Below are 3,745 nucleotides of genomic sequence, written 5' to 3'. Positions count from 1 at the left end.
GAGTTTGGCGATATAGAAATCGCTTTGCTCTATTTTAACAACATTATTATTTACTATTAAAACAAAGAGCGTCAAAATAAAACCTAAATGACCAAAAATAAAAAGATCGCCTAAATTGTTTTTAGACGACCTCTTTTTTGTAATACGGATTTCCGTAAGGCTCTTTTGTTTATTCGTTTTATGTTTGGTATAAATCAAAAGTTTAAATAAAAATGAAAAAACTACTATTATTACTTATTACTATTACTTTTTTAATCCCAAAACAAATAAACGCTCAAAAAGATGGTGCTGCAGTTGCAGCAGTAGCAGGAGGGCTTTTAGCCATTGGAGCAGGAATTGCCGCCGTAGAGCAAATGAAAGAACAGGCGGAGTTAAGAGCAACCCAATGGGTATTGTCCAATAGACCAGAATTAGAAAGTTTTTCATTACAAACACTTGCTTTTAACGGTAAAAAAATGAAAGACATGTCTTCAACTTCCGTTATTACTTATAAAATTCAAGAGTTTAATCCCACTATGGACCCTGTTTTAGATGGCAGAAAGCAAGTGCTTTTTGGGTTTACCAGTCATGGGTGGCTTAATCAAAGCGGTATTAATTTCGATAAAGTAAGATGGCACCTTGTGGATAGTAAAGAGTGGATGAATATGATGGTTGCGTACGTAAAAGTATCTTCAGATGAGAAAGATGAATCAACACTTAATAAAACATTGTTGGAAGGCAAGGTGGTGAACAAGGGTATAAAAGTAAAGAGCAAACTGGTAATACCATTTTTTAAATTAACAGGCGATATGTATGTGGTAACCGATTATTCTTCTGAAATGAAATTACTTTATAACGAACGCTCTTTAGGCATCTTTTTAAAAGAAACCAAAGACTTAGTACAAATGGGAAGAGGCGATATTATTGATATCCACGAGTATTTTTTTGATAATGATTAAAACTGGAAATAAATCATGAGGAAGTCAATTTTAATTTTGTTTTTAGTTTGTACAGGGTATCAACTGTCTGCGCAATCGTGTGATGAAATGATGCAATTTGTAAAATCTAAAAGTTATGGAACAACTTATACTAGCTATGATAGTGAAGCAATATCTAAAGTAACATTTTATGATGTTAGGATTGATTATCAAACCTATTATTTTGCAATAGTGTGCTTTAAAAGGGAGTATTCCTATAGTTGTAATGAATATATCTATCAAGTAGGTTCAAGTACCAAAATGTATTATTCCATGAATTATTTGGATAGTGCAGGTAAGGCATTCTGGAAATATATACAGCCTTATAATGAGAGTTTAGATTGCGCTCCTAATTTTTAATAATTACAATTATTGCCTTAATTTATTTTTTTGTCAATTTTCGAGTCTGAATATGTAGTCTAATTCTCTGTTTATTTTTATCTTCATGCTTTATTAATTTAACCTACAATATGGCAGAATGTATTACTTGCGGAGATTACACCAAATTTAATGGAGGGCTCTGTTTTAAATGTTACAAAAAAGAAAATAAGGGCACTCATAAAGAAGTATCTGTACAAGAATTAGAATCTGAAAATCACAATGAACTAGAAGAAACTGGTTTAACAGATAAAGAAAGAAATTTCCGTTACAACATGATTAAAGGGCGTATAGCAGAAACCCTTATTCAAGAGCTCTTTTTATCATTAGGGTATAACGTTTTTCATTATGGTATGGAAAACACAATTCCTGGAATTATGGAACTCCTTAAAGGGGTTAAAACAGAGGTGGCTAATGAAATTAGAAGAATGCCAGATTTTGTTATCCAAAACCCAAGTACGAATGAAGTATTCTTTATTGAAGTTAAGTTTAGAAAGAATGGAGAATTTCTTTCAAAAGACTTACCAAAAGATTATCCTTATAGTAACGCCTTTATTATCTTAGTCAGCAAAAAGCACATTAAATGTATTTCGGTTAGAGAACTTGAGGAAGGGAAAGAAATAACCCCAACTTCTCGGAATTATTTAGGAAGCCGAAAGGAATTTGAATTAGATAATAAAGTAATAATTGATTTCTGCAATTTTGCATTACAATTTTTTGAAGGCGTAGAATAAAATAACTTATGACCCAACAAAACATAAAACAACTAGAAACCGAACTTTGGGATGCCGCAGACGACCTCAGAGCAAACTCAAAACTCACAGCAGCAGAATATAAAGACCCACTATTAGGTTTAGTATTACTACGTTTTGCACAAAACCGTTTTGAAGATGCTAAAATAGAAGTTGAAAGCAAACTACCTATAAACCCAAGAACAGGTAAAAAGCGAGAAGCCAATAAAGGCGATTATGCAGGCGCAGGAGCCATGTATATAGCTGAAAAAGCAAAGTATGATTACTTGGCTAATTTACCAGAAGGCGAAAACATAGCAGAAGCCATTAACAATGCCATGAAACTAATTGAAGCCGAATATCCAGACCTTGAAGGTATTCTGCCAAAAAGCTACCAAGAGTTTGATGATAAACTGTTACGCGATTTGGTACGTGTGTTTAATAAAGACGCCGTAAAAAATGCCAAAGGCGATGTGTTTGGACGTATTTACGAGTTTTTCTTAATGAAATTCTCCATGCAAGGCGCAGGAGCACAAGAAGGAGGCGAATTCTTTACACCACCATCTTTGGTAAACCTAATCGTTAACTTTATACAACCCAACCATGGTATTGTGCACGATCCTGCCTGTGGTTCTGGTGGTATGTTTGTACAAACCGCACATTTTATAACAGACCACGAACATAAAAGCGTTAACGAAGCCATAACCGTTTATGGCACCGAACTAAAAAGCAATAACACACGTTTAGCAAAAATGAACCTTGCCATTCATGGTATAGAAGGCAAAATTATAGAAGCCAATAGCTTTTATACCAATCCACATAATTTAACTGGCAAGTGCGATTTCGTCATGGCAAATCCGCCTTTTAATGTCGATAAAATTGATGCTAAAAATAAGTTTCTAGCAGATGATGACCGCTTACCCTTTGGTCCACCACTAACAGGAAAAGGCACCATAAGCAATGGTAACTATTTATGGATGCAATATTTTCATTCTTATTTAAATGCAACTGGTAGAGCAGGTTTTGTTATGGCAAGTTCTGCAACAGATGCAGGAAATGCCGAAAAACTTATACGCCAAAAACTCATAGAAACAGGCGATGTAGAATGTATTGTAGCCATAAGCAACAACTTTTTCTACACACGCAGTTTACCATGTCACGTTTGGTTTTTTAACAAAGGAAAAAAGCCTGAAAACAAAGACAAAGTCTTAATGATAGATGCACGAAACACCTTTAACAAAGTAAGCACTACCATTAACGACTTTAGCGATGAGCAACTAGAAGGTTTAACTGCTATTATGAATGCCTTTAGAAACAACGAACCATCATTTGAACCGTCATTGCGAGGCACGAAGCAATCTCTCGAATCTAACCGTCATTGCGAGGACGAAGGACGAAGTAATCTCACCAATTCTTGGCTAACCCAACACTTCCCAGAAAACAAATACCAAGACATAGAAGGCTTATGCAAAATAGCCACACTAGATGAAATTGAAGAACAAGACTACAGCCTAACACCAGGTCGCTACGTTGGTGTTAAGATTGATATTGATATGGATTTTGACTATAAAAGTAGAATGACAGAAATTCATACTGAACTCGCACAACTTAATACCGAAGCCAATAGTTTGATGGAACAAATACAAGCGGTGAAATTATGATTGAGGGCTGGAAAGAAGT

The 3,745-nt window shown here is 34.7% G+C and carries 5 protein-coding genes; 4 read left to right on the top strand and 1 reads right to left on the bottom strand.

Annotation, left to right across the window (positions count from 1 at the left end; translation table 11 throughout):
• A partial coding sequence (locus tag P8K68_RS01600) for a hypothetical protein (protein ID WP_300247529.1) occupies window positions 1–198 on the bottom strand: 198 nt, incomplete at its 3' end.
• Between the two features lie 14 nt (window positions 199–212).
• Between P8K68_RS01600 and P8K68_RS01595 the strand changes: the two genes are divergently transcribed.
• From P8K68_RS01595 to P8K68_RS01580, 4 genes are all read left to right on the top strand, one after another.
• Window positions 213–938 carry a hypothetical protein gene (locus tag P8K68_RS01595; RefSeq protein ID WP_300247527.1) on the top strand — a complete coding sequence of 242 codons (726 nt, stop codon included), beginning with the start codon at window positions 213–215 and terminating at the stop codon, window positions 936–938.
• 15 nt (window positions 939–953) lie between these two features.
• Window positions 954–1,316: a hypothetical protein gene (locus P8K68_RS01590; protein ID WP_300247525.1), complete on the top strand. Its 363-nt coding sequence runs from the start codon at window positions 954–956 to the stop codon at window positions 1,314–1,316.
• Window positions 1,317–1,426: 110 nt separating this feature from the next.
• Entirely contained in the window at window positions 1,427–2,068 is a 642-nt protein-coding gene (locus P8K68_RS01585; RefSeq protein ID WP_300247523.1) for a hypothetical protein, read from the top strand.
• 8 nt (window positions 2,069–2,076) lie between these two features.
• Window positions 2,077–3,726: a class I SAM-dependent DNA methyltransferase gene (locus tag P8K68_RS01580; protein WP_300247521.1), complete on the top strand. Its 1,650-nt coding sequence runs from the start codon at window positions 2,077–2,079 to the stop codon at window positions 3,724–3,726.
• Window positions 3,727–3,745: the final 19 nt, after the last annotated feature.

The organism is Algibacter sp., assembly GCF_029245835.1.
Lineage (GTDB): Bacteria > Bacteroidota > Bacteroidia > Flavobacteriales > Flavobacteriaceae > Algibacter_B.
This window is presented reverse-complemented; position numbering and strand designations above follow the sequence as displayed.

Bases quoted from the DNA above. Each gene is read 5' to 3' on its own strand.
- P8K68_RS01590 (WP_300247525.1), top strand. From the start codon at position 954: ATGAGGAAGTCAATTTTAATTTTGTTTTTAGTTTGTACAGGGTATCAA.
- P8K68_RS01585 (WP_300247523.1), top strand. From the start codon at position 1,427: ATGGCAGAATGTATTACTTGCGGAGATTACACCAAATTTAATGGAGGG.
- P8K68_RS01580 (WP_300247521.1), top strand. From the start codon at position 2,077: ATGACCCAACAAAACATAAAACAACTAGAAACCGAACTTTGGGATGCC.
- P8K68_RS01595 (WP_300247527.1), top strand. From the start codon at position 213: ATGAAAAAACTACTATTATTACTTATTACTATTACTTTTTTAATCCCA.